The sequence below is a fragment of the Oceanobacillus longus genome, from assembly GCF_042650085.1.
Taxonomy (GTDB): Bacteria; Bacillota; Bacilli; order Bacillales; family Amphibacillaceae; genus Oceanobacillus; species Oceanobacillus longus.
This window is the reverse complement of record NZ_JBHSAO010000012.1, coordinates 36,315-61,903: the sequence shown is the minus strand read 5'-3', so window position 1 is coordinate 61,903 and position 25,589 is coordinate 36,315. Positions and strand designations below refer to the sequence as shown.

Annotated in this window: 24 protein-coding genes; 18 read left to right on the top strand and 6 right to left on the bottom strand. The window is 37.8% G+C overall.

Annotated elements, in window-relative coordinates; all coding sequences use genetic code 11:
* The first annotated feature begins 624 nt into the window (after nucleotides 1-624).
* Nucleotides 625-1,308 (top strand): hypothetical protein, encoded by a 684-nt coding sequence (locus ACFOUV_RS16425; RefSeq protein WP_379497869.1) that lies wholly within the window; start codon nucleotides 625-627, stop codon nucleotides 1,306-1,308.
* 77 nt (nucleotides 1,309-1,385) lie between these two features.
* Here the strand turns inward: ACFOUV_RS16425 and ACFOUV_RS16420 are convergent, their stop codons facing one another.
* Together ACFOUV_RS16420 and trhO are read right to left on the bottom strand one after the other, a co-directional pair.
* Complete coding sequence (locus tag ACFOUV_RS16420; RefSeq protein ID WP_379497868.1) at nucleotides 1,386-1,826, bottom strand: general stress protein; 441 nt, start codon at nucleotides 1,824-1,826, stop codon at nucleotides 1,386-1,388.
* Nucleotides 1,827-1,944: 118 nt separating this feature from the next.
* Nucleotides 1,945-2,916, bottom strand: coding sequence for an oxygen-dependent tRNA uridine(34) hydroxylase TrhO (trhO, locus tag ACFOUV_RS16415; protein WP_379497867.1), 972 nt, complete (start codon nucleotides 2,914-2,916; stop codon nucleotides 1,945-1,947).
* A 277-nt stretch (nucleotides 2,917-3,193) separates the two neighbouring features.
* Between trhO and ACFOUV_RS16410 the strand changes: the two genes are divergently transcribed.
* The 6 genes from ACFOUV_RS16410 to ACFOUV_RS16385 all read left to right on the top strand — a co-directional run bounded on the left by ACFOUV_RS16410 (nucleotide 3,194) and on the right by ACFOUV_RS16385 (nucleotide 6,320).
* Nucleotides 3,194-3,397, top strand: a complete 204-nt coding sequence (locus tag ACFOUV_RS16410; protein ID WP_379497866.1) for a spore coat protein — start codon at nucleotides 3,194-3,196, stop codon at nucleotides 3,395-3,397.
* Nucleotides 3,398-3,519: 122 nt separating this feature from the next.
* Nucleotides 3,520-4,083 carry a spore coat protein gene (locus ACFOUV_RS16405; RefSeq protein ID WP_379497865.1) on the top strand — a complete coding sequence of 188 codons (564 nt, stop codon included), beginning with the start codon at nucleotides 3,520-3,522 and terminating at the stop codon, nucleotides 4,081-4,083.
* Nucleotides 4,084-4,115: 32 nt separating this feature from the next.
* Nucleotides 4,116-4,544, top strand: coding sequence for a spore coat protein (locus ACFOUV_RS16400; RefSeq protein WP_379497864.1), 429 nt, complete (start codon nucleotides 4,116-4,118; stop codon nucleotides 4,542-4,544).
* A gap of 486 nt (nucleotides 4,545-5,030) precedes the next feature.
* A complete protein-coding gene (gene cspD / locus ACFOUV_RS16395) occupies nucleotides 5,031-5,228 on the top strand; it encodes a cold-shock protein CspD (RefSeq protein ID WP_010651786.1) in 198 nt (65 codons plus the stop codon).
* A gap of 104 nt (nucleotides 5,229-5,332) precedes the next feature.
* Nucleotides 5,333-6,019 (top strand): class I SAM-dependent methyltransferase, encoded by a 687-nt coding sequence (locus ACFOUV_RS16390; RefSeq protein WP_379497863.1) that lies wholly within the window; start codon nucleotides 5,333-5,335, stop codon nucleotides 6,017-6,019.
* A gap of 1 nt (nucleotide 6,020) precedes the next feature.
* Nucleotides 6,021-6,320, top strand: a complete 300-nt coding sequence (locus ACFOUV_RS16385; RefSeq protein WP_379497862.1) for a hypothetical protein — start codon at nucleotides 6,021-6,023, stop codon at nucleotides 6,318-6,320.
* 28 nt (nucleotides 6,321-6,348) lie between these two features.
* On the opposite strand, the gene ACFOUV_RS16380 is transcribed toward ACFOUV_RS16385, so the two are convergent.
* Nucleotides 6,349-7,317: an NAD(P)-dependent oxidoreductase gene (locus tag ACFOUV_RS16380; protein WP_379497861.1), complete on the bottom strand. Its 969-nt coding sequence runs from the start codon at nucleotides 7,315-7,317 to the stop codon at nucleotides 6,349-6,351.
* Between the two features lie 142 nt (nucleotides 7,318-7,459).
* Here ACFOUV_RS16380 and ACFOUV_RS16375 point away from each other — a divergent pair, with 142 nt between their 5' ends.
* Entirely contained in the window at nucleotides 7,460-8,128 is a 669-nt protein-coding gene (locus ACFOUV_RS16375; RefSeq protein ID WP_379497860.1) for a TraR/DksA C4-type zinc finger protein, read from the top strand.
* Nucleotides 8,129-8,172: 44 nt separating this feature from the next.
* On the opposite strand, the gene ACFOUV_RS16370 is transcribed toward ACFOUV_RS16375, so the two are convergent.
* Nucleotides 8,173-9,489 (bottom strand): S1C family serine protease, encoded by a 1,317-nt coding sequence (locus tag ACFOUV_RS16370; protein WP_379497859.1) that lies wholly within the window; start codon nucleotides 9,487-9,489, stop codon nucleotides 8,173-8,175.
* A gap of 201 nt (nucleotides 9,490-9,690) precedes the next feature.
* On the opposite strand from ACFOUV_RS16370, the gene ACFOUV_RS16365 reads away from it, so the two are divergent.
* The 8 genes from ACFOUV_RS16365 (at nucleotide 9,691) to ACFOUV_RS16330 (ending at nucleotide 21,778) form a co-directional block, all read left to right on the top strand.
* Nucleotides 9,691-10,377: a response regulator transcription factor gene (locus ACFOUV_RS16365; RefSeq protein WP_379497871.1), complete on the top strand. Its 687-nt coding sequence runs from the start codon at nucleotides 9,691-9,693 to the stop codon at nucleotides 10,375-10,377.
* Nucleotides 10,378-10,379: 2 nt separating this feature from the next.
* Complete coding sequence (locus tag ACFOUV_RS16360; RefSeq protein ID WP_379497858.1) at nucleotides 10,380-11,720, top strand: sensor histidine kinase; 1,341 nt, start codon at nucleotides 10,380-10,382, stop codon at nucleotides 11,718-11,720.
* 132 nt (nucleotides 11,721-11,852) lie between these two features.
* A complete protein-coding gene (gene typA, locus ACFOUV_RS16355) occupies nucleotides 11,853-13,679 on the top strand; it encodes a translational GTPase TypA (protein WP_379497857.1) in 1,827 nt (608 codons plus the stop codon).
* A 640-nt stretch (nucleotides 13,680-14,319) separates the two neighbouring features.
* Entirely contained in the window at nucleotides 14,320-15,423 is a 1,104-nt protein-coding gene (locus tag ACFOUV_RS16350; RefSeq protein ID WP_379497856.1) for a PQQ-dependent sugar dehydrogenase, read from the top strand.
* A gap of 266 nt (nucleotides 15,424-15,689) precedes the next feature.
* A complete protein-coding gene (gene treP / locus ACFOUV_RS16345; RefSeq protein ID WP_379497855.1) occupies nucleotides 15,690-17,624 on the top strand; it encodes a PTS system trehalose-specific EIIBC component in 1,935 nt (644 codons plus the stop codon).
* Nucleotides 17,625-17,655: 31 nt separating this feature from the next.
* Nucleotides 17,656-19,317 carry an alpha,alpha-phosphotrehalase gene (treC, locus tag ACFOUV_RS16340; protein ID WP_379497854.1) on the top strand — a complete coding sequence of 554 codons (1,662 nt, stop codon included), beginning with the start codon at nucleotides 17,656-17,658 and terminating at the stop codon, nucleotides 19,315-19,317.
* Nucleotides 19,318-19,329: 12 nt separating this feature from the next.
* On the top strand, nucleotides 19,330-20,043 hold the full coding sequence (gene treR / locus ACFOUV_RS16335; RefSeq protein ID WP_379497853.1) for a trehalose operon repressor: 714 nt from the start codon (nucleotides 19,330-19,332) through the stop codon (nucleotides 20,041-20,043).
* 52 nt (nucleotides 20,044-20,095) lie between these two features.
* Nucleotides 20,096-21,778, top strand: coding sequence for a glycoside hydrolase family 13 protein (locus ACFOUV_RS16330; RefSeq protein ID WP_379497852.1), 1,683 nt, complete (start codon nucleotides 20,096-20,098; stop codon nucleotides 21,776-21,778).
* A gap of 285 nt (nucleotides 21,779-22,063) precedes the next feature.
* On the opposite strand, the gene ACFOUV_RS16325 is transcribed toward ACFOUV_RS16330, so the two are convergent.
* Nucleotides 22,064-22,924: a dimethylarginine dimethylaminohydrolase family protein gene (locus ACFOUV_RS16325; protein ID WP_379497851.1), complete on the bottom strand. Its 861-nt coding sequence runs from the start codon at nucleotides 22,922-22,924 to the stop codon at nucleotides 22,064-22,066.
* Nucleotides 22,925-23,069: 145 nt separating this feature from the next.
* Here ACFOUV_RS16325 and ACFOUV_RS16320 point away from each other — a divergent pair, with 145 nt between their 5' ends.
* Complete coding sequence (locus tag ACFOUV_RS16320) at nucleotides 23,070-23,801, top strand: YqcI/YcgG family protein (RefSeq protein ID WP_379497850.1); 732 nt, start codon at nucleotides 23,070-23,072, stop codon at nucleotides 23,799-23,801.
* A 34-nt stretch (nucleotides 23,802-23,835) separates the two neighbouring features.
* On the opposite strand, the gene ACFOUV_RS16315 is transcribed toward ACFOUV_RS16320, so the two are convergent.
* Nucleotides 23,836-24,012 carry a hypothetical protein gene (locus tag ACFOUV_RS16315; protein WP_379497849.1) on the bottom strand — a complete coding sequence of 59 codons (177 nt, stop codon included), beginning with the start codon at nucleotides 24,010-24,012 and terminating at the stop codon, nucleotides 23,836-23,838.
* A 261-nt stretch (nucleotides 24,013-24,273) separates the two neighbouring features.
* On the opposite strand from ACFOUV_RS16315, the gene ACFOUV_RS16310 reads away from it, so the two are divergent.
* Nucleotides 24,274-25,440 (top strand): CapA family protein, encoded by a 1,167-nt coding sequence (locus tag ACFOUV_RS16310; protein WP_379497848.1) that lies wholly within the window; start codon nucleotides 24,274-24,276, stop codon nucleotides 25,438-25,440.
* The last annotated feature ends 149 nt before the right edge of the window (nucleotides 25,441-25,589 follow it).

Here is a 25,589-nt window from a genome sequence, read left to right as displayed (position 1 = left end):
TCTTACCGAGGGGCTCTATTTTTTTCAAACCTTAAATTTAGCGTTCTACAGGAATGCTACGAAGTAACTGCTGGTTATTTCTAATAGTATATAGAAGCTTCGGCGACCGCTCTGGGAAATATACTTGCGGTTCGCGGGCGGCTGGTGAGCCTCTCTTCCCGTTGGAGTCTCCGTATATTTCCCAGAGCTAGTTAGAAGGTTGCTGACGATAACTACATTAACGGGGGGTAGCTAAAATCGTCATAAAGCTTCACCAGTCCGGCATCGCTGTGGGCGGTGACTCCTGCGGGAACAGCACGTGTCCGAAGACCAGAAGAGTGGTTTTCTCTTCGGGGCTGAGGCCGTGCCCGCGGAAAGCATCCGCCCAGAGCGATCACGGACGGCGATAGAAGCACACGATTTTGGATATCAGCTAGTAGTTAGCTCGCAATTTGTCTCAACTCTGTGATGATTAAAAAGCAATAAACATTACGATAACAGCCTAATTTTTTACCAAGGTTATCAAGGAATTATTAGAATCATTCTAAGTTTAACCAAGTTATCTAATTGACTTATTTTATTGATACAACGTTGAGTTAATTATTTTAAGCTGTAACTCTATACAGAAAGGATTATGGAATAAATATGTATTTGACAACAGGAAAACTTGATAATGGAATAAATTTTTATGTTCGGTACTTAACGATGAAAGATTTGCCCGAAGTAATTAAATTGCAAAGTAAGGTTGTACAGGGGCTTCCTGAACCCGATGTTTTGCAGCCACTTACGACCGAAGAGTTTTCAACTATTCTTAAGGATCGTAATTTAATGATTGGCGTGTTTGTGGATGAAAGAATGATTGCCTTTCGTGCAATGCTGGCACCTGAAAAGGATGAAGAAGGTCTAGGTGCCGATATTGGTCTTCCAGAAGAACAATTTGGAACGATTATTTACTCTGAAATTTCCAATGTAGACCCAGATTATCGAGGAAATGGCTTACAGACATACATGGGGAAAATACTAGTAAACAATATAGATGACAATCGGTATCGGTATATCCTTGCAACAGTCGCGCCTTTTAATATAGCAAGTTTAAAAGATAAATTTGCGCTTGGTATGGAGATAGCTGTGCTAAAAGAGAAATTCGGTGGGAAGCTCCGCTATGTATTTAAAAAAGATCTGAACAAAGAAGCCCAAACCGACCCTACAAAAGAAATAGATATTAAAATGGGAGATATTGAAAGACAGCAAGCAATATTAATGACAGGATACCGAGGTGTTTCGATGAAAAATATCGCGGATGAATGGTATGTTTGCTATAAGAAATAGTTTACATTATGTATATACTGAAGACTGTCCATTTATGGACAGTCTTCTTATCTATCTTACATGTGTTGTTGTTCCTATTATAAGTTTTTTTTCATATTCTCATCAAGGTTAGTCGATAATTCGGGATTATGATGAAAAGCACTATCTGTTGGGGATATCCCAAGTAACTCATCGGATAGTAAATAAAGCTTAAATGATTTTCCGTTGGTAGTATATTTCTCAGCGTCTTTACGGTCTACCCCATGATTAACTAATTGCTCATAAGGTGAAATATTTAGTGTGCCCTCGTCTTTAAATACTTTCTTAATCTTATCAAAAAATGAAGCATCCTCTGGGGTATATGGCCCCTTTTCTATCGTTACATCTGTGTAACTTTCCAAGTCATGATTTTTGGTATTTGTATTACGATTTGTAAGAATAGTAAGATCTTCTGTCTTGTAACCTGCCAATTTAAATTCACCAATTGCTTGTACCGCTTCCTCCTCTGAGTTGTAAGCGCCAATAATGTGTTTAGCCATTTATAATTACCTCCTGTGAATTTTGATTGCGTTATGTAAAAAATATTCCCTACTATTCATTTCTAAAACATAAAAAGGGCAAAACAAAAACGGCCCTAGGGTCAGGCCGTCTCTGTCATTATGCTTCTTGCTTCATACTTTCTCCAAGTAGTGCCAGTCTTGACTCGACTTCTTCTGCAGAAAGATTGTGTTCTTTAACATACATGTTGCGAGGGCTCACGCGACATTCATGCGTGCAACCTCTTATATATTTATGCTCATTTTCTTCTGAGCAAAGAATTTGTTTATTACATTCAGGGTTTGCGCAGTTTATATAGCGTTCACAGGGTTGTCCATCGAAATAATCTACGCCGACTACAACGTGTTCCTTTCGATTAACGGGAACAGAAATACGTTCATCAAAAACATATAATTTCCCATCCCATAAATCACCTTTAACTTCTGGATCTTTACCATAAGTTACAATTCCACCATGTAATTGTGCAACATCTTCAAAGCCCTCTTTTACAAGCCAACCTGAAAATTTTTCACAGCGGATTCCACCTGTACAGTACGTGAGAACTTTTTTACCTTCTAAAATATGCTTATTTTCACGTACCCAATCTGGTAAATCTCTAAATGTTTCAATATCAGGGCGAACGGCACCACGGAAATGGCCCAGGTCATATTCATAATCATTACGGGCATCCAAAACGACTGTGTTTTCATCCTGCATTGCCTCGTAGAAATCTTGAGGTTCCAGGTATTGCCCTGTAACTTCGTGTGGATTTATATCATCTTCTAATCGAAGCGTAACCAATTCCTTACGTGGACGTACATGCATTTTCTTAAAGGCATGCCCTTCGTGTGGATCAATTTTAAATACCATATCTGCAAAGCGTGGATCATTGTGCATTGCATCCATGTACTTCTGTGTTTGTCCAACAGTCCCTGAAACGGTACCATTGATTCCTTCATTAGCTACTAAGATTCGACCCTTTAGTTCAAGTTCTTTACAAAACTTGAGATGCTCAGCTGCATAGCTTTCGGGATCTTCAATATGCACATAGTTGTAATACAATAATACCTGATAATTTGCATTGCTTTCCATTTTCATTACCACCTGTTCATTCATATTTGCAAGATATAAATGGTTGGTAGTCGATATTTATTTTTTATCTTGCAAGAGATTATTTTACCACGGCTAAAAAATATTTTCAATATCATCTTCGTCTCTTAGCATTACCGTTCTTACCTGTATGGATTCCTATATTTCCATTTTAAATTCTAAATCTGAATGTGACGGCCAAAGGAAGTATAGACAACAGCATAGTCAATTTCTAGTTAAATACCATACTATAAACTATATTGAAAGGAGTGGATAGAAAATGAGCGATTCATCTAATCAAGTCCCTGGAAAAGTAGTTGATCTTATGGTCGATAGTATATTTAAGAAAAATGGAATTAAACCGGACGAATTAAAGAAGAATTTGTCTGATGAACAAAAACAAATGCTAAAAGACATGGTAGAAGACTTGAAGGAGCAGGTTGATAAATTTAATAATAAAAACAAAAATCATACAAGTGAATAAAACATAGAGAAAACACCTAAAAATAGGTGTTTTCTTTATTTATTAAAATACTAGTGCATGTGTACAATCTTCTAGTTGAAAAAACCATAAATTATCCTATAACCAAAGAAAGGAGTGTCAATATGGCGATTTATAGAAGTGACAGAGATACGAATGCTCATAACCGAAGAAGTAAACATTTCTATTTAGATAATACGGAAGGTCGGGGTAGGTGCAATTGCGGTCATAAATGTGATGGAAGATGCAGAAACGAATCAAGCCGCAGCCCCGAATTTGATTTTAACGACAACACGAACCATCACCATGATCATGATGCAACTGTTTCCCAAGAGGCTGGACAATTCTCATTTATGGAGCAAGAGTCAGCAGAACTAATCTGGGTGAAGGAATCCTGTGATATCGTGATTAATACGACAGATACACAGGCAGGTGTTTCACTACAAGCAGGTTTACAACTTGCCATTGCGTTGGTTCTTCGAATTACAATTGGAGATTCCGATACAAGTGAAGCAGTCTCCCAAGAGTTAATGCAACAATTTGATATGACGCAAACAAATAGACAGAAAATCTATATCTATAATACGAAGGGTGCAAATGTAAGAACGACGGATACAGACCTGGCAGTCAATATTCAAGTTTTATTGCAGTTATTAGTGGCGCTAATCGTTATTGTCGATATTTTATAGAACAAAATAAATTTTGAAAAGAGGTGTATTGAATGACACAGCTTAAAGAATGGCGTGCTTTAGATCATTGTGATGATAGAGATGAGAAGGCTGATGTTGACCAAGAGGCTGTACAGCATGATACGATTAAACAAGTATCAGATGAATGGATTATCATCAAGGATTCGGAATGCATTGATGTTACTACTACAGATACGCAAGCAGCAGTTTCCCTGCAGCTTGGTATTCAGGTTGCAATCGCTGTGGTTCTTAGTATAACAATTGGGGACTCTAATCGGGCAAAGGATGTCATGCAAGACTTCAACCAAGTTTCCAAGACAAGACAGTCCAATCATCAAAAAACAATTGTAGAAGGTTCTAAAAATGTACAGATTACTACAATCGATACAGACGTCTCAATTAATATCCAATTGCTAGTACAACTTCTAGTTGCCATCGTTGCCAGCTTAGATATTCTGTAATCACTCTAGTTAAGGTTTGAACCGGGATCTCCAAGAAGTAATTGGTGATCCTGGTACAATTTATAGTTAATGTATTGGAGAGACTAAGGACAGAAATCATATACATGAACTTAAGATATTAATACAACAAAGCATACGAATAAATAGATCAGGGTTTGTAATTTCAGGGATTTTTTTGTTAAGCTGGAAAGGCGTTTTCAGTAGCTGCAATCCTTTCGTAAAGTATATAAATCATGACTTTTCCCTATCGTTTTATTATGACCTAGAAGTAGAATATGTGCAAAATGTATCCGCTTTAAAAAGTTATTGTTTTTATCAAAAATTAACATATAAACGCTTGCATTTTTTTTTGAAAAAAGTTAAAGTTAAAATAGCAGAAGGAAATTGAAGTTTGAATATAATACTTTACGATCTCTTGTTCAAGACGGTGTAAAAGTATATATGATTCAATTACTTTGCACGATATTGTATAAGGAGGTCATTTAAATGACTGGTAAAGTAAAATGGTTTAATGCAGAAAAAGGTTTCGGTTTTATCGAACGCGAAGATGGAGATGACGTATTCGTACATTTCTCAGCAATTCAAGCTGACGGATTCAAAACGCTTGAAGAAGGTCAGGAAGTTGAATTTGAAATTGTAGAAGGTAACCGTGGACCACAGGCTGCAAACGTTACACGTCTGTAATATATAGTAATTTATAAAGACTTGTCTCATCTATGGGATAAGTCTTTTTTTGGTTATATAAGCTGGTTGAGTAAGAGGCATTACTAAAGAAATGGGGGACCATAATGACTTCATTTAACTGGAAATCTGTAGCGGAAAATGAATGGGATAAACGGGCAGACTTTTGGAATAAAAAAAGTATGGATATGTGGGAGAATGGGAGTAGAAAAGATATTATACCATTGTTGTCGGAACATTTGGAGCAAGGGAGTAAAATTCTCGATATTGGTTGTGGGGATGGATACGGCAGTTTTAAATTATGTAGTGCAGGCTATTGTGTTACTGGAGTAGATTTGTCGAATGAAATGATTCAGCTAGCACAATCCAGAATGCGGGGAGAGAACATGTCCTTCAAGCAGGGGGATGTTAATGAGCTTCCATTTGAGGACAATTATTTTGATGCAATTATTGCGATTAATGTGTTGGAATGGGTGGAAGATCCGCTACATGCATTAAAGGAATTACAACGTGTAGTGAAGAACAATGGACTTATCTGCACCGGAATACTTGGACCAACGGCCGGACCACGTGCAAACAGCTATCCACGTCTGTTGGGTGAAAAGGTGATTTGTAATACAATGATGCCCTGGGAATTTAATGCATTGGCATTAGAATTAAAACTCAAATATGTAGATGGTCTTGGGGTATATAAAGAAGGCGTTCAAAGGGATAAGTACGAAAATTTACCTTTAAAACTAAAACAGGCATTAACCTTCATGTGGGTATTTCTATTACGAAAAGGGGATGAATAATATGGAAGAAAAAGAAAGGGAAAAGCAAGTGATCGAGAATTATCAAAAAGATGAAAGAATGATGATCTTAATTTATTCACAATGGTGCATTAATAATGAGCTTGATCCGGTAATCTTATACGAGAAAGCATATCCTGGCCAGATAAAAAACAGTACGATGTTAGAAGTACTGGGGTTAACTGTGCCTGCAAATGAATCCGAAGATATTCCAGATCAAACTGTTTTGAACATTTTACAATTATTTGGCAATGATGACTTAGCATTTATCGTGCAGGAATATATAGAAAAGCGGGATGACTAAACTCCCGCTTCAAATAAAACATATTAAACTATTCAAAAAGCTTGATTAAAGCTTGGGTACCGCTGTCTTCTTCCCCACTTTCAGCGAGTTCTTTGTATAATTTTAATGACAGCGATAAGCCTGGTGTGGCTAAACCTAGTTCTTCTGCAGATTCAAGTGCAATCGTCATATCCTTAATGAAATGCTTTACATAGAAACCGGGAGCATAATCGCCTTGCAGCATGCGTGGCGCTAGTTTAGAAAGAGAAAAACTTGCTGCAGCACCAGTCGTTATACTTTCAAGGACACGTTCGGGATTCAGACCAGCTTTTTTTGCGTACATAATGGATTCGCAAACACCTATCATATTGGAAGCAATCGTGATTTGGTTTGCCATTTTTGTATATTGGCCAGCACCTGCATCTCCTTGCAATATAATATTTTCACCGATTACTTCAAAGAGTGGTAGGAGGCTTGTGTAGGCATCCTCTTCACCACCGACCATAATGGCAAGCTTACCACTCTTGGCGCCAATATCCCCACCAGAAACGGGTGCATCCAGTGCGGATATCTTCTTTTCTTTTGCTTTCTCATAAATTTCTTTTGCCAATGAAGGTTTTGAAGTAGTCATATCAATAGTGAAAGATCCGGCTTGGGCATTATTTAGAATACCGGCATGTCCGTAATAGACTTCCTCGACGTCTGATGGATAGCCAACCATCGTGATAATTACCTCCGAAGAAGAAGCCAGCTCAGCAACCGTGTCTATCCATTTTGCGCCATTGTCAATTAAATCCTGTGCTTTGTCCTTTGTTCGTGTATAGACATTCACAGCGTACCCCGCATTCATCAGGTTTCCTGCCATGCTTTTCCCCATTACACCTGTACCGATAAATCCAACTGTAGTATCTTTCGAAAGCATATAACGATTCTCCTTTTTTTCTTTAAGATATAGTGTTATTCTACAAAAAACTGCAAAAATCCTGCAATTACAACGTAAAAGAATTTTATTCCTCATCGGTTTCCGGCAAAATTCAGATACATTTCTTCAGGATAACTTTCCCCATGTTGACATGATTTGGGAGTGTGAATCAGGAATCATAATATAGCTTTTACACATAGTATAAGTAGCACATAAGTAATATGGAGGAGGACATTCCGTGATTACGAAAGAGCAATTATCCAAGTGTAAAGCTGTTTTAATGAATCGGCAAAATGAGTTAATTCAACATGTGGAGGATCATTTTGGTATGAAGTATGAATTTGCCAAGGAGTCTGTTGGAGAATTATCTAATTATGATAATCATCCAGGTGATGCGGGAACAGAACTTTTTGAAAGAGAAAAGGATCTTGCCTTAAATGAACATGCGGAAAAGGAATTGGAAGATATAAATAAATCGATTCATGCGATAGAAGAAGGCACATATGGAATATGTAGTACATGTGGAGAAGATATTCAGTATGAACGATTAGAGGCAATCCCAACTACAGATAAATGTCTGGAACATGCTAAAAATGACACCTTTGATCAACCAAGGACGATTGAGGAAAAAGTATTCAGCCCAAACATAAATCCGAATGAAGTAACGGATGAAGAACAGGTTGGCTATGATGCTGAGGATGCTTGGCAGGAAGTGAGTCGATATGGGACATCCGATAACCAGTCAGATTTATATGGTGATAAGGATCATTATAATGAGATGTATGAAAACAGTGATGAAAGAATCGGTGCTGTGGAGGATGTGGAGAACTTTCTGGCAGCAGATATTCATGGGAAATACTCCGGGGTGACACCGAACCATAATAAGTATGAAGAGGATTTAGATTAACAAAAAGACTCCTTCAAAGAAAAGGAGTCCTTTTGGATTGCTGTTTATTTTTGTGGGTTGATTACTTCTAATTGCAGTGTTGTTGTCTGTGGTTCTCCATTTCGAATGTATTCCACTTCTAGATTGTCACCCACATTTGCTTCGGTATAAAGATATTTTCTTAACTCCACGAGTGATGTAACTTCCTGGTCATTTATTTTTGTAATGACATCAAACTGTTGTAATCCAGCTGTGTCCGCCGGGGAACCTTGCTGTACATCAGCTATGACCATTCCACCTTCTACATCATCAGGTAGGTTAATATCATATCGATATTGTGGTGGTACTTGATTTAAAGAAGCAGTACTAATACCTATGAGTGGACGTGCAACTTCCCCCTCACTTTCCAATTGCTCCATTATAGGAAGGGCAGAATCGACGGGGATAGCGAATCCAATCCCTTCTACAGAGCTCTGAGCAATTTTCATGGAGTTAATACCGATAACTTCTCCATCTGCATTTACAAGCGCACCACCACTGTTACCAGGGTTGATAGCAGCATCCGTCTGAAGCACTTCTGTCACCCAATCGGCCTGGCCGTCAGTGTTGGTATCCACAGGTACTGAGCGATCTAAGCCACTGATGATCCCTTTAGTTACGGTATTGGCGAATTCCATTCCTAATGGATTCCCAATGGCAAGAACGGTTTCTCCAACTTGCAAATTCTCGGATGATCCAAGATTTGCTACTGTATTTATTTTTTCGCCGTCAACTTGTAAAACTGCTAAATCGGTTAATTCATCTCCACCTAAAACGGTTGCTGGTATACGTTCCTCGTCATTCAGGATAATTTCTACCTCCTGGGCACCTTCAACGACATGTTGATTCGTAACTACATATGCTTTTCCATCTTCCTTCTTATAAATAATTCCAGATCCTGTCCCAGCTTCCTGACTTCCTGTCCATACACTTTGTTGCTGAAGGTTTACAACGCCGACTACTGCTTGAGCCACCTCATCCATATTTGAGGAAACATCAGCTTCTTCCGTTGCAATGGTATTTACAATTTCGGGTGTTGATTCACTTTCTGTAGAATTGGATTCACCACCGGTATTATTTACTGGAATTATATTATAAGTAAACAGAACAGCGACAATTATTGCTGATATAATTCCTCCTGCAAGGCCACCTAATACTCCACCTGCCCAGTTTCTATTTCCTTTCTTGCTTCTTACTTCCTTCTGTTGTGTTTCCTGAAAAGAGGAGTTTTCTTGTTGTTCGTCTTTCTCCAAGGATTCCTCACCTGATTCAGGTGAATTTTTTATATTTTCCGAATCAGTCGTAGAACGGAATCGGTCGTTTTGTTCTTCATATTTATCCATCAATAAATCACCTCTTCGTTTGTATAGTATACATTTATTATAAATAGACAGAGCGGAAAGGATTTGGTATAAATGTGGAAAAAATGTGTAATTGCACGTAAGGTTGTAAAGTTTTGATAAGATATGTAAAAATGAATAGAAAGAGTACATTAAAATTAAGCTTCTTGAATTAAATAATGTGAAAAAGGTGAAGATACGATGATGAATAATCATATTGGTTTGGTGGAAGATGACGTTAATATCCAAAATATCGTTTCAGCATATTTAAGAAAAGAAGGCTATGAAGTTACAATCATGGACTCTGCTGAAAAAGGCTGGGAACTTTGGGAAAACAATCCCCCAGATATGTGGGTATTAGATATCATGCTGCCTGGGATGGATGGCTATGAATTTTGCAAAAAAATACGCAATGAAAGTGATGTACCGATTATTATTATTTCTGCAAAGGATGAAGAAATTGATAAGATTCTCGGACTTGAATTAGGGGGAGATGATTATCTGACGAAACCTTTTAGTCCAAGGGAGTTAATTGCAAGAGTCAAAAGGTTGTTTAAACGAACCCTACCTAGTAAAAAACCGAGGGAGCTGGATGAAGATAGATTAAAGGTAGATCATCTTTTAATCTACAAAAATGACCGTCGTATTTTCTTTGAGGGAAAAGAATATGAGGTAACAACAAAAGAATATGATATGTTACTCTTGCTTGGTGAAAATCCTAATAGGGCGTTTTCCAGAGAGGAACTATTAATGAAAATATGGGGAAATGATTATTTTGGCAGTGACCGCGCTGTAGATGATCTAATTAAAAGGATACGAAAAAAAATGGACAATATCCCACTGGAAACAGTATGGGGATTTGGTTACCGGCTGCGTAAAGATGAGGACTGATTATGAAACTTCAATCACAGCTTAATGCAGCATTTACAGCATTGCTTATTGTCATTATGACTGCTGCGGGGTATGTTATTTATTCACTCATTATGGACTTGCTCATTCAAGACGAACAGCGACAGTTGGAAGAAACGGGCGAGCTTCTAGTAAGCGTCTTAAATGAACAATATGGAACAGAAAGCGACTTAAGACAGTTCAATGAGTTTCTAAAAGAGCAGAATCTGCAATTATTTATGTATGACAGAAACCAGGATGCTGTGCTCTTTTCTACAATGTCTTTGCCAGTCGTTAATGAGTTCTTTCAACAGAATGATTTTTCTGCCAATGAAACGCTTTGGGAATATGGGAATGAGCGGTTTGTTACTTCAAGAATTTTATTTTATGATATTTCTGGGCTTGAATTAATACTGTTAACTCCGATGGATGATTTAGAAATGGTCCAACAGGATTTCTTCAATCGGTTATTCCTAGTTTTTTTAATAGGAGTAGTAGCTGCCGTATTGCTTAGTTATTTTATGACAAATAAGCTTGTAACACCGCTTTCACAATTGAAAAGTCAATTGAAAAAAATTGAAAAACGCAAGTTCAATGAAATGGATCGTGTAAAAGCGACGGATGAAATCAAAGAGGTGGAACAGGGTGTGTTTGATATGGCACAGGAACTCCAACGATATATGAATTCACAGCAAACGTTTTTCCAAAATGCCAGTCATGAATTGAAGACACCACTAATGACCATTCAAGGTTATGCTGAAGGGATAAAAGATGGCATTTTCGATGAAAAGGAAAGGGAAAAAGGCCTTGAAGTGATGGTGACTGAAGTAAACCGGCTAAAAGGTATTATAAATGAAATGATATTATTGGCTAAACTAGATAGTGAACCATCTGATTCTGAACCGGTTCCTATAGATGCAAAAGTGCTCATAGACAAAGTTATTGATCGTGCACTTCCTATAATAACTGAAAAAGGGATTAATTTTGAGCAAAGTGTGGAAAATAATATTATGATAGTTGCTGATGAGGAAAAGATGTTAAGGGCAGTACTTAATATTGTTTTCAATGGAATCCGACATGCAAACTCAAAAGTTAGGGTACAGGTTTTTAAGAAAAAACAAACGATAGAAATGTTAGTGGAAGATGATGGTGAGGGCGTGCCAGCAGAAGAAGCAGCCCATATATTCCATCGGTTTGTAAAAGGTAAGAATGGGGAAACAGGTTTAGGACTAGCCATTGCACGAGCAATCATCGAGCAATCAAATGGGACCATCTCCGTAGATAGGTCTGAACTAGGCGGTGCTAAGTTCAAGATTCTATTTGAAACTGGAAAAGAAAAATCATAGGGATAATGCTTATTTTGAGTAATTTTTCGAAAGAATTTTATTAATTTTAAGTAAAACATCTTTTCAAAGGTAATAATTATGATATAATTGGCAAGTTAATCATCCTGTAAACAATAGAGGAGCGTACTTTTTATGCAATTAAGAGAAGACATTCGTAATATCGCCATTATTGCTCACGTTGACCATGGTAAGACAACACTTGTGGATCAACTGTTGAAATATTCCGGAACTTTCCGTGATAATGAACATGTAGATGAACGAGCAATGGACTCTGGTGATATAGAACGTGAACGTGGAATTACAATTTTAGCAAAGAATACTGCTGTTAAATATCACGATACTACAATCAATATTTTAGATACTCCAGGACATGCCGATTTCGGTGGTGAAGTGGAACGTATTATGAAAATGGTAGACGGTGTAGCCTTAGTAGTTGATGCTTATGAAGGAACAATGCCACAAACACGTTTCGTTCTAAAAAAAGCTTTAGAACAAAAGATAACACCAATTGTTGTGTTAAACAAAATTGATCGACCGAATGCAAGACCAACCGAGGTTATTGATGAAGTCTTAGATTTATTTATTGAACTTGGTGCTAATGATGAACAATTGGAGTTTCCCGTTGTATATGCATCTGCATTAAATGGTACTTCAGGACTTGAACCAGAAGATCAACAGGAAACAATGGATCCTGTATTCACGACCATCATGGAACACATTCCGGCACCAGTGGATACAAAAGAAGAACCATTACAATTTCAGGTTACATTACTTGATTATAATGATTATGTTGGTCGTATTGGTGTAGGGCGTGTTGTAAGAGGTACCATCAAACTAGGACAACAAGTGGTAGTTCTAAAAGAAGATGGCACGAAGAAACCTTTCCGTATCACTAAATTATTTGGTTTCATTGGTTTGAAGCGTACCGAAATTGAAGAAGCTAAGTCAGGCGATATCGTTGCAATTTCAGGTATGGAAGATATTAATGTGGGAGATACGATCTGCCCAGTGGAACATCCAGAAGCATTGCCTTGGTTAAGAATTGATGAACCAACATTGCAAATGACTTTCCTCGTTAATAATAGTCCGTTTGTTGGGCGTGAAGGTAAATCGATTACTTCACGTAAAATTGAAGAACGTTTGTTAAAACAATTAGAGACAGATGTAAGTTTACGTGTTGATCCAACTGATTCTCCCGATGCATGGACAGTTTCAGGTCGTGGAGAACTTCACTTATCTATCTTGATTGAGAACATGCGTCGTGAAGGATTTGAATTACAACTTTCTCAACCGCAAGTTATCATCAAAGAAATTGATGGAGTGAAATGTGAGCCTGTTGAACGTGTTCAAGTGGATGTTCCAGAAGAATATACTGGACCAGTTATGGAATCACTTGGAGAGCGCAAAGGTGAAATGCTTGATATGGTCAATCATGGTAACGGTCAAGTGCGTATTGAATTCAAAGTTCCATCCCGTGGACTGCTTGGATATACAACTGAATTCATGACACAAACTCGTGGTTACGGAATTATAAACCACACGTTTGATGCTTACGAACCTGTTATTAAAGGTCAAGTTGGTGGACGTCGTGAAGGTGTACTTGTGTCATTGGAAAATGGAAAAGCTTCTACTTATGGAATTATGGGATTAGAAGACCGTGGAACTATTTTTGTTAATCCAGGTACAGAAGTATACGCTGGAATGATTGTTGGCGAACATAATCGTGATAATGATTTAACTGTTAATATCACGAAAGAAAAACATTTAACAAATGTCCGTTCTGCCAATAAAGACCAGACATCTACAATTCGCAAAACGCGTGAAATGTCATTGGAAGAAGCACTTGAGTATTTAAATGATGATGAGTATTGTGAAGTAACGCCTGAATCGATTCGTTTACGTAAAAAAATCTTAAACAAAAACGAACGTGAAAGAGCTTCTAAAAAGAAATCAGTATAACTTATAAATACTACCAAACAGCAAAGGCATATCATATGCCTTTGCTGTTTTTTATAAGGTTGTTTTCTAAAAGATTGGGACCGCTGTTTTGCGGTGCACTCCAAAAAGATTTGTTGTTTTTGTCACAAAATCTATAAACCCCGAAGTAACTGCTGGTTTTCTATTAAATATGCAGAAACTTAGGCGACCGCTCTGGGAAATATACTTCGCTTTCCACGGGCGGCTGGTGAGCCCCTTCATGCTAACGCATTTCAGGGTCTCACCTATGCCTCTCTTCCCGTTGGAGTCTCCGTATATTTCCCAGAGCTAGTTAGAAGGTTGCTGACGATAACTACATTAACGGGGGGCAGCTAAAATCGTCATAAAGCTTTACCAGTCCGGGTGAGCGGCGGGCGGTGACTCCTGCGGGAATAGCACGTGTCCGAAGACCAGAAGAGTGGTTTTCTCTTCGGGGCTAAGGCCGTGCCCTAAGGATGCGCATCCGCCCAGAGCGATCCCGGACGGCGAGATAAGTTACTTCGCATTTTATCTCAACTACGAGGATTATAAAGCACCCAACATTACGAAAGAGCCTTTTATAAAAGTATTATAATTTGAATTGGTTAGACGGTACGAACAAAACTTTTTAATGGAGGTAATTATGTTTCGTTATATATTATATTTAATGATATTTTTACTGCTAGTAACTGCTGCCTGTGAACAACCAGTTTCAGAACCAACTGCACCTGATGAAGTTGCAGAGCTAGAAGAAGCTGATACGCAACCTGTACCTGATGGAGCAAGAACAGTAATTGCACAGAACTTGGACATACCATGGGAAATTGCAAAAGTTGAAGATACAATCTATATAAGTGAACGTAATGGAAGTATCGTTACCATTAATGGAGATGAACAAGTTAGGAAACCAGTAAAATTTGATCGACCTTTAGCAGAACAGGCTGAAGCAGGTCTACTCGGTATAGCGTTTCCAAAAGATTTCAATGAAACTAAAACAGCTTTTGCGTATTATTCCTACCAAAAAAATAATGGCAATTATCAGCGAATCGTAACAATAGAGGAGACAGAAAAGCAATGGAAGGAAACCTCTATACTACTTGATGAAATTCCTGGTGGAACCTATCATCATGGTGGTAGGATCGAAATTAGTCCAGATGATAAATTGTTTATAGCGATTGGGGATGCCTCAAATCCCGATTCAGCGCAGAATAAGAACAGTCTTGCAGGAAAGATTTTGCGTATGAATTCAGATGGTACGGTTCCGGATGATAATCCTTTCTCTGGATCTTATGTATTTTCCTATGGTCACCGTAATCCTCAAGGACTGGCATGGGGACCGAATGGAGAATTATATGCAACAGAACATGGCAATCAGGCGCATGATGAAATAAATCAAATTCAAGCAGGTAATAATTATGGATGGCCGGTTATTGAAGGTGACCAAACAGAAGAAGGTATGGAGTCCCCGCTCCTGCATTCAGGTGAAGAAACATGGGCACCATCAGGAATGGCTTATTATCAGGGGGATTTCTACTTTGCTTCCTTACGTGGAGAAGGATTAAGAAAGTTTGACCCAATAAAATTAAAACAGGATCTTATCGTTTCTGATGTTGGAAGAGTCCGGGATGTATTAGCTATTGACGGTGGGGTATATATTATTACAAATAATACTGATGGTCGAGGAAATCCAACCGAAAATGATGATCAGCTTATTTTCATTCCGATTCCTGACAATCAATTACATTAATCAGAATTAATAAAAATACCTTGTCTCTAAAATGACAAGAGGCTTATTTGGCTGTTCATCAAAATGGCCAGTTAGGTTTAGTAGGAAGAGCTTTAAGGGAAAAGTAAATAAGTATACTACAAATTCATTGGATAAAAATAACATATATATGTCAATGTAAGCACTTGCATTACTTGTATATACAAGTTATACTGTAAAAAGTAACATGTATATACAAGTATAGGTTTATATAGGATGAAGATTTAATTATAATGGGAGGGTTATTCATGGCAAATCAAGAAGCTGAGCAAAATCAAGAAATTATATACGCACCACTCACTGGTAAAATTACACCTCTTGAAAATGTTTCAGATCCAACATTTTCCGGGAAAATGATGGGTGATGGTCTTGCAATTGAACCAACAGATGGAAAAGTTGTTTCGCCGATTGATGGGGAAGTAACGTTAACTTTTCCAACGAAGCATGCTGTTGGTCTTCAAAGCGATTCAGGTATAGAAGTATTAATTCATATTGGCTTGGAGACCGTAAACATGGATGGAGAAGGTTTCGAAGTTCATGTTAAACAAGGGGATCGGGTAAGCGTAGGAGATCCGTTAGTAACGTTTGATTTACAATTAATCAAAGAGAAAGCATCAAGCCACATTACACCAATAATTATTACGAATGGAGATATACTTAGCACCTTTGAGAAAACAAGTGACGATACTGTAATCGCAGGAGAATCAACTTTATTACTGTTGACTTTAAAGGGTGAAGCGGAACCAGAAAATCAACCAAAAAAGAATAAAGGCAGCACAAATGGTTTGGAATACAGCGAAGAAGCAGAACAAATAGTAGCAGCAGTTGGTGGTCTGGAAAACATTGATGCCGCAACCCACTGTGTAACAAGACTTCGTTTTGCACTCGTCGATGAGGACATTGTAGATAAAGGTGCATTGGAAAACTTAAAAGTTGTCAAAGGAACCTTCTCGGCAAATGGTCAATATCAGGTCGTTATCGGACAAGGAACTGTTGATAAAGTATATAAAGCAATGGTTCACGAAACAGGTATTGAAGAAGCTTCAAAGGATGATGTAAAAGCTGCAGGAGGTAAAAAACAGAATCCCCTTCAGCGAGCGATTAAGACGCTTGCAGATATTTTTATTCCGATTCTCCCGGCGATTGTGACAGCCGGTTTACTATTGGGACTTAACAATATATTAGTCAACCCAATATTTACGGATGCGCCGCTTATTGAAATGTATCCATCATGGGCTGGCGTAGCAGACATGATTAATGTCATTGCCAGTACGGCCTTTACCTTCCTGCCGGCATTGATTGGCTGGTCTGCAGTGAAACGTTTCGGAGGTAATCCATTACTTGGTATTGTCTTAGGTTTAATACTCGTACACCCGGCATTAATGCCAGCAAGTGATTATGCACTAGCAGTTACAGAAGGCAATGCCCCAACTTGGAATTTATTTGGATTCGATGTGAATATGATGGGTTATCAAGGACAAGTATTGCCGGTATTAGTAGCGGCATGGGTATTGGCAAAAATTGAAATTTGGCTAAAAAAACGCGTTATTGATTCTCTGCAGCTATTAGTAGTTGCACCAATCGCATTATTGGTTACAGGTTTTCTTGCATTTATTCTGATTGGACCTGTTACATTTACAATCGGTAGTTGGATAACAGATGGTCTAGTATCTATTTTCGAAGCAGCACCACTTATTGGTGGACTGATCTATGGATCACTTTATGCACCATTAGTTATAACTGGTATGCACCATACATTCCTTGCTGTTGATTTACAATTAATAGGAAGTACTGGAACAACATTCTTATGGCCTATTGTCGCATTATCAAATATTGCTCAAGGTTCTGCAGTATTTGCCATGTTCCTTGCAGCCAAAGATGAAAAGCTGAAAGGGTTGGCTGGTACATCCGGTATTTCCGCTTGGCTCGGAGTCACTGAGCCGGCAATGTTCGGGGTTAACTTACAATATAGATATCCATTCTTTGCAGCGCTAATTGGTACTGCCATTGCAGGTGCCTTCATCACTGTCGCTAATGTACAGGCTTCATCCATCGGAGTTGGAGGTATTCCGGCATTCTTATCTATTGATAGCGGCATGGTATCCTTCTTCCTGGGAATGTTAATCGTTATCATAGTACCATTTATCATTACGTTTATTATTGCAAAACGCAAAATAAAATAATATACAAACAACTAGATTAAGGAGTGAAAACATGAGTGAAGCATGGTGGAAAAAATCAGTAGTATATCAAATTTATCCAAAAAGTTTTCACGATACAACAGGCAGTGGAACAGGTGATATCCAAGGGATCATTTCGAAATTGGATTATATTCAGAAACTCGGTGTCGACGTTATTTGGCTGACACCGGTATATCAGTCCCCACAAAAAGATAATGGCTATGATATCAGCGACTATTATTCCATCGAACCGGCTTATGGGACGATGGAAGATTTTCAGGAATTATTGGATGAAACACATAAACGTGACATGAAACTCATCATGGATCTCGTCATTAACCATACTTCCACAGAGCACGAATGGTTCAAACAGGCGGCATCATCACCAGACAATGACTACCGGGATTTTTATATATGGAAAGATGCTGTGGATGGGGAAGAGCCGAATAACTGGCAATCGAAATTCGGTGGTTCGGCATGGCAATTTGATGAGAAAACAGATCAATATTATCTCCACTTATTTGATCGGACCCAGGCAGATTTAAACTGGGAAAATGAAGAACTGCATGAGAAACTGTTTGAAATGATGCGTTTCTGGGCCGAAAAAGGGATCGATGGTTTCAGGCTGGATGTCATCAACCTTATTTCCAAAAATCAGGATTTCCCAAATGATGACAGCGGGGACGGACGTAAGTTTTATACAGATGGCCCACGAATCCATGAATATTTACAGGAAATGAATCAGGAAGTTTTTTCAAAACACGATATGCTCACAGTTGGTGAAATGTCCTCCACCACCCTGGAAAATTGTATTTTATATACTAAACCGGAACGCCAGGAACTTGCAATGACATTCCAGTTTCATCATCTAAAAGTCGATTATCCAAACGGTGAGAAATGGACAAAAGCGCCGTTTGACTTTGTTGAATTGAAGAAGATTCTTTTTGACTGGCAGGTGGGCATGCATGAAGGGGACGGATGGAATGCACTGTTCTGGTGTAATCATGATCAGCCGCGGGCAGTATCCCGTTTCGGTGACGATCAAAAATATCATTCCGAATCAGCTAAAATGCTTGCAACAACGCTCCATATGATGAAAGGAACGCCATATATTTACCAGGGAGAAGAAATTGGGATGACAAATCCAAACTTTACTGCCTTGGAAGATTATCGTGACGTGGAATCCTTAAATGCATACAAAGCATTGCAAAGTGAAGGAAAAACAGATGAGGAAATTATCGCAATTCTGCAACAAAAATCACGTGACAATGCAAGAACACCGATGCAGTGGTCAGCTGATGAACATGCGGGATTTACGAGTGGAACACCGTGGATTCCTCTAGCCGATAACTTTCCTGAAATCAATGCAGAAAAAACATTACAGGACTCAAATTCGATATTTTACCATTACCAGCAGTTAATCGAATTACGGAAAAAATATGATATTATCTCTTATGGGGACTATCAATTAATCTTTGAGGAAGATCCTCAAATATTTGCATATACAAGGAACTGGAATGAGGAAAAGTTAATTGTTATTAGTAATTTTTACGGGAAAGAAGTAACAGTTGATTTGCAATTGGAAAAAGCGATAGCAAGTCCAGAGGTCTTGTTATCTAATTACGATGATTCTCCTAAAAACTTAGAGCAATTAAACTTAAGACCGTATGAGTCCATTGTCTATTATATAAAATGATGAGGGAATAAGATGCAAAAAAAATATTTAACCATCTATGAAGATTTAGTGAAGAAAATACAGGCAAATGTTTGGCCGGTTTCAACCATGCTTCCTTCTGAGAATGAATTAACCGATCATTATCGTACATCACGGGAAACGATAAGAAAAGCGCTCAACCTGCTGTCGCAAAATGGGTATATTCAAAAAATTCGTGGCAAAGGGTCGGTAGTTATTGATTTTAATAAATTCTCGTTTCCGGTCTCCGGTATTGAGAGCTATACAGAACTGACAGAGAAATTACAATTTAACAGCAGAACTACGGTAGAAAAGCTCGGTTATTTAGATTCGGAAAATGAATTAACAGAAATACTGAAATCCAATTATAATGCTATATGGAATGTTATACGTGTCCGGGAAATTTCCGGTGAGAAGATTATTTTGGATAAAGATTACTTCAACGAAAAATACGTACCCTTACTATCGAAGGAGACCTGTGAGCGTTCGATTTATGACTATATTGAGAACGAATTAGGGCTTGTGATTGGGTTCGCTCAGAAAGAAATTGTAGTGGAGGAACCAACAGAGGAAGACCGTGAGTTATTAGATCTTGAAGGTTTTTCTAATGTCGTGGTTATTCGAAGTCAGGTTTATTTAGATAATGCCAATTTATTTCAATTCACAGAGTCGAGACATAGACCGGATAAATTTAGGTTTGTGGACTTTGCCAGAAGAGTTAAAAACTAGGGACACCGCACGCTTTTTTTGGCGGTGTCCGTATCATTGGAGGAAAATTTTTATGGAAAAGACCTGGTGGAAGGAAAGTGTTGTCTACCAAATTTACCCAAGGAGTTTTCATGATAGCAATGGAGATGGTATTGGTGATATTAAAGGGATTACAGATAAGCTTGATTACTTAAGCGATTTAGGTGTGGATGTCATCTGGCTATCGCCGGTATATGAATCCCCAAATGATGATAATGGCTACGATATATCCGACTATTATGGCATTATGGATGAATTTGGGACTATAGAAGATTGGGAAGAGTTGCTGGATCAAATACATCATCGTGGGATGAAACTCATTATGGATCTTGTTGTAAACCATTCTTCGGATGAACATATGTGGTTTCAGGAAGCAAAGAAGTCAAAAGATAATACCTATCGCGATTATTATATTTGGCATGAAGGAAAGAATGGAAAAGAGCCAAATAATTGGAAATCATCTTTCAGTGGATCTGCCTGGGAGTATGACGAGAATACGAAGGAATATTATTTGCATTTATTCAGTAAAAAGCAACCCGATTTGAATTGGGAGAATCCGAAGCTTCGGGAAGAAATATACAACATGATGAAATGGTGGCTGGATAAAGGGATTGATGGTTTCCGCATGGATGTCATTAATTTTATCTCTAAGGTACCGGGATTTCCCGATGGTGCCGAAAAAGCCGGAGAAAAGTATGTATCCGGTGGTAAATTATTTAGAAATGGCCCCCGTATTCATGAATTTCTGCAGGAAATGAATAAGGAAGTATTGACAAACTATGATGTGATGACGGTTGGTGAAATGCCAGGTGTCAATGTAGAAGAAGCAAAAAAATATACGGATTATCAACGGAAAGAGTTGCAGATGGTCTTTACGTTTGAGCATATGGATTTAGATTCGGGCACGGGTGGCAAATGGGATTTGAAACCATTGGAATTAACCGATCTAAAGGAAAATATATCTAAATGGCAAACGGGTCTGCATGGTACTGGTTGGAACAGTCTTTATTGGAACAACCATGACCAGCCACGAATTGTTTCTAGGTTTGGAAACGATAAGGAATTCTGGAGTGAATCAGCGAAAATGCTAGGAACATTCCTGCATATGCTTCAGGGAACACCTTATATTTACCAGGGGGAAGAGATAGGCATGACAAATGTCCGATTTGATTCCATTGATGACTATGAAGACATTGAAATCCGTAATATGTATTATGAAAAAGTCATAGAAGGTAATGAGGATCATGATAAAGTAATGGAATCCATTTATGTAAAGGGTCGAGATAATGCAAGGACTCCATTTCAGTGGAATAGTCAACCTGCTGGGGGCTTCACAAAGGGAGAACCTTGGATAAGAGTAAATCCCAACTACAAGGAGATCAATGCTGAAAAAGCAGTTGCAGATGAAAATTCAATTTATCATTATTATCGTAAATTAATAAAACTGAGGAAGCAGCATCCAATTATTGTATATGGTGACTACCACTTAATCTTACCAGATCATGACAAAATTTATGCATACATGCGTACATTAGAAAATGAAAAATTACTTGTCATCACAAATTTCAGTGAAGAAAATGTTCCATTTAAACAACCTGAAAATGTGGACTTTAAACCAAAGGAACTGATTATAGGTAACTATAATACGGAAGAGAAGGGTGATCCAACAAGCTTTACATTAAAGCCTTATGAAGCAAGAGTGTATAAGGGGGTATAACATAAAGGCTTTAGTTGTTGCTTTAATCCTCGTAGTTGAGATAAAATACGAACTAGGATAAGTTACTTCGGCGACCGCTCTGAGGAAATATACTTCGCTTTCCGCGGGCGGCTGGTGAGCCCTCCTCGTGCTTCGCACTGCGGGGTCTCACCGATGCCTTTCCTCCCGCTGGAGTCTTCGTATATTTCCCCAGAGCTGATTTTAAGCTTACAAACTTTTAGAAAACAGCCAAACTAATAGAAAAAGCATTAGCCAGATAACTTATCTTCAGCTAATGCTTTTCTACTATTTCCTGAGTAATGGTAAGGTGCAGCAACGGTAAGACCCACCAGACTTTATAATTTCTGAAAAAGGTACCTCGATTACATCAAAACCCGCTCGTGTTAATTCTTGATTTAACCGTTTGTTTTCAGGTAAACTGATTAGTTTCTTATTACCAATCGAAAGTACATTAGGACCCATATGGAATTGCTCTTCTTCTGTCACTTCTATCAAATTGTACGAAGATTTTAGGATGTTATAAGAACCCTCATCCATTGCAGGTGAGTAAATTAAAGCAGTATCTTCACTTATAACATTAAAGATACAATCGAGATGAAGAATATCTTCTCTCATTAGAATGGGAGTAACCGTATGATTAGGAAGTTGCTCATCCAGAATTTCGATGGTTGTTGGTGAAGTTCGATCGCTTTGGCCAACCCAAATTTTTGTGTTATCCACGATCACGTCGCCACCTTCAATCGAAGGCGTAGCAAATCGATAATAGGAGATTTGCTCAAGTGTTAACCATTCGATTAACACACGTTCTTCTTGTCTGCGTATATCCTTCTTCATGGATGAGACAAAGAATCTATCTCCTATTGTAAATCCGATATCCCGTGTGAAAACCTGTTCATTTAATTGTTTCTTTGCTTCTAAAATTACTACATTGGCACCAACTGATTCAAGGGTATGTATAAATTGTGCATGCTGCCGAACGGCTTTATCTATGTTAATATTTTCATTTAAGTAATGTCTTTGTGTTTTATTAATTACTTCTTTTATTTTCATATAACGTGGGGAAACTACGATGACTTGTTTCAGTGGATCATATTCATTCCGGCAATTAACTTCAAGCGTATTTTCAAATGCTGTTTCATTCTTCATTTACTTATCCTCCAATACATAATCTAACTGAGTTTTCCCTAATATTATGTGTTATAAACATTATTGCGTAATAGTTTGAAAAAATCCAGTGAGGGTATTTTTTTAGTATTAAATATATATTAAAGTTTTATAGGAGGAAGAGCTTATGGACAAAACAGCTACTTATTTACTTACAAAAGATGATATGGAATACAACTCAGATCATTTACCTGATTGGTTGAAAGAAGAATATAAAACCTTTGAGAGCATTGTAACAGATAAGACCTTTCCGTGTTATTTTGGAATGTCGGGGCAGAAAAGGGGCGAATTAAGATATGGCTATATATCGCATAATGACTGGAGCCAATTACCAATGATGCTCGAAGAATTTAATCGTCTGTTCGATAATCAGAAAAGAATGATACGTCACGGATTCTTTTTGTTCGTTGAACCGGAGAAGGAAGAAAAATCACTGGAATATTACCGGGAATATTTCTGGAACGTTCTTCAATACCTGCATGACTCTGACCAACACGAGTGGCCTTCGGGTTATCCGAAAGATCCCGATCATTATTTATGGAACTTTTGTTTTGCTAAGGAACCCTATTTTGCATTTGGAAACGCACCAGCCTATAAGCAGAGAAAAACAAGGGACTTGGGAAACAGTCTAATCATTGGTTTTCAACCACGTAAAATATTTGAGGGGTTGAAAGGAACGGAGCAAAGCGGAGTAATGTCACGTGAGAGAGTAAGAGAAAGAGTTGAAAAATGGGATGGTCTCCCGAAACACCCGAATATTAGCCATTACGGGGATAAAAATCATAGAGAATGGAAGCAATTCTTTATCGGAGATGATATCAAACCAATCGAGGGGAAATGTCCCTTTCATCCTAAATAAAACGAGAAAAACTGTTTGATGCAGTTTCTCTCGTTTACTCTTTGCTATTCTTTTCATTTGGGATGTATTTGGTATAATAGGCTGCAAATAACAATAATATAATTGCCAATCCCCATGATACGATACCACTCCAATAAAGATCCAAACCAATGCCAATTACGATAATAATTCCGCTTAATCCGATTAAAATAGCTGTTAAATAGCGTTTCAAACATAGCCCCCCATTACTATAGGTAAAAGATATTTTAGTTATGATATGCGAATTTATATGAAATATGATGTGAATTTATTTTAGTTCATTATAACAAACTCTTCATGAAATAACATTTATATTGAATCGTTTTAACTAGGCTAAAAGGAATATGTCGAATGTTATTTAGAAAGCTGTAAAAATTAACGAATTCTGAATAAATCTGTAAGTTCCTGTAATAAAGTGATATGATGTAAGAAAAATAGTAAGGAGAACTACCCTATGTATAGAGGAAGAGTTGGTGTATTCCTTATAATTATTGTTACTATGGTTTTGGGAGCTTGTGGAGATATAACGAAAGCAGCATTAAACAGCAGTGAAGAAAATGTTCCATCCAAACAAACGAGTCTTCAGATGAAAGAACATAGAATTGAAGCGAATGAAATAACGTTGTCTGCTATTGGCGACATGTTAATTCATCGTCCTGTTTATAAAGATGCAGAGGTGGAAAATGGCTATAATTTCTCACCTATGCTCGAAGAAGTTAAGCCATATCTGAACAATGCCACGATTACAGTTGCAAACCAGGAAACTATGATTGGTGGAGAAGAATTAGGCTTATCAACCTATCCTTCTTTTAATAGTCCCTATGAAGTTGGTGATGCTTTAAAAGATGTAGGTGTTGATGTGGTAACACTTGCTAATAACCATACATTAGATCGTGGAGAAACGGCAATACAAAATGCTATTGAGCATTGGGAAACAATCGATATGATGTATTCAGGGGCATATAAAAATGAGCAGGATAAGGATAGGCTGCGAGTTTACGAAACAGAAGAAGGGATCTCTATTGCCTTTTTATCTTATACGTATGGAACTAACGGTATCCCGGTACCTGAAGGGAAGGGGTATTTAGTAAATTTAATAGATCAAAAAAGTATTGAGAGTGAAATTGAACAGGTAAAGGAGCAGGCAGATGTTATCATCTTAAGTCTTCATTTCGGAAATGAAAATGAACGATTTCCTAATGATACACAAAAAGATCTTGTTCAATTTGCAGCAGATCAGGGTGTAGATGTAGTCATCGGACATCATCCACATGTATTGCAACCAATGGAATGGGTTACTGGTGAGAATGGTAATCAAACATTTGTTGCTTATTCATTAGGGAATTTCTTATCGAACCAGCAGGATTTTTATCAGCGGATAGGTGGAGTTCTTACCTTTTCCATCACGAAAACGGTGTCCGGAGAAGATCAAAATATAGAGGTACATTCACCGAAATTTATGCCGACATACGTGAACTTTCAATCCGGCTGGGTTGATTATGAAGTTATACCTATGTATAAGTTAACGAATAATGACCTTGCTGGCGCTGAAGAACATTATAAAGAAATTAAAAATCATATGTCACAGTGGATGCCGGATTTGGAATTTGTGGAAGAATAACGAATATAAATGAAATGAAACCATCTAAATCACAAAAAGGTTATTTAGATGGTTTATTATTGAAACAAAAGCACCTTGGTACGTAGCTTATTATATAAATAAATGGCTATTTTTGATATTATTATCATAGTAATTAACTTATGATGATA